The sequence below is a fragment of the Nocardia sp. TBRC8007 genome (assembly GCF_056629435.1).
Window position 1 is genome coordinate 1 of the sequence record NZ_JBWSOR010000093.1, and the last position, 1,283, is coordinate 1,283.

2 pseudogenes are annotated in these 1,283 nt (G+C 62.1%); both read right to left on the reverse strand.

Going from position 1 to position 1,283, the window contains the following annotated elements:
* Nucleotides 1–38: 38 nt before the first annotated feature.
* Nucleotides 39–1,139, reverse strand: a pseudogene (locus tag ACX4ZE_RS22735) (IS3 family transposase); the annotation flags it as partial.
* A pseudogene (locus tag ACX4ZE_RS22740) lies at nucleotides 1,079–1,255 on the reverse strand (hypothetical protein); the annotation flags it as partial. The pseudogenes ACX4ZE_RS22740 and ACX4ZE_RS22735, both read right to left, overlap by 61 nt.
* Nucleotides 1,256–1,283 lie beyond the last annotated feature (28 nt).

Sequence of the window (1,283 nt, forward strand, 5' to 3'; positions counted from 1 at the left end):
TGGAGTGGTCCCCGAAAGTTGGACCTTGGAATTAAACATTATGCGGCGGCGGACGTTTGGGCGAGGTGCTCGTCGGGGCTGAGGTAGCCGAGCCGTTGTTGGATGCGGGTCGTGTTCCACCACTGCAGGTAGTCGGTCAGTCCAGCGTGGAACTCGTCAACGGTCGCGGGCTGCTGGATTCGGAACCATTCCTCTTTGAGATGGCTGAAGAACCCTTCCATGACGGCGTTGTCGAGGCACGTGCCTTTACGAGACATGGACTGCGTGAGGCCGGCCTCGCGGAGCATGTCCTGCCAGAGGGCGTGGCGGTACTGGAATCCTTGATCGGAGTGAACCAGCGGTTTCTCACCTGGCTGCAGGCTGTCGATTGCGGTGCGCAGGCCATCGGTGACCATCTTCACGCTCGGTGACGGCCCGGCCACGGCAGAGATGACTCGGTTGTTATAGAGGTCGAGGACCGGCGAAACGTACACCTTGGAGGCCCCGATCGCGAACTCGGTCACGTCCGTGACCCACTTGGTGTGCTTGACCGCTGCGGTGAACTGACGGTTCAACACGTTGTCGGCCGCCTGGCCAACCTCGCCCCGGAAGGAGTTGTATCTCCGTCGGCGGCGCACAGGGCACTGTAGGCCGAGCGTGCGCATCAGTTTCAGCACGGTCTTTTTCGACACCCGCCACCCGCGACGCAGCAGTATCGCCAGGATGCGCCGGTGCCCGTATGCGCGTCGTGCCTCTTCAAAGGCTTGACGGATGGCTTCTTTCAGCTCAGCATGCCGATCCGCGCGGGCGATTCTGTTCCGGTGGTCGTAGAACGTTGACCGGGGAAGGTGCGCGATCTGCAGCAAGAGCGATAACGGATACTGCGCCTTGAGATCTTCGACGGCTTGAACCTTCAGCGTCGTTCCTGTGACCTCAAGGCCCGCAATTTTCCCAGGTACGCGACTTCTGCGCGCAACCGCTCGTTCTCCTTGCGCAGCGTCTCGATCTCGTTCTCCGGTGGAGGGTTTCCGCGATCGGTCGGGGGCCGGCCGCGCCTCTTGGATCGCAGCCCGTCTTCGCCCTCGCGTCGATAGATACTCGTCCAGTTGGCGACGGTACTGGGCGAGGGAAGCCGGTATTCCTCGGCGAGAGCCCGTCCCGACTCGCCTGCAACATGACGGAGCACGATCTCGAGCTTGGTTCCGAAGTCGTACTGCCTGCGTTCCCTCGTCACCAGCGCGTCCCGTCCTCTCAGCTGCCATCGCTGGTACAACATTTGAACGGGGTTCGGGGCGAGGTCAAGG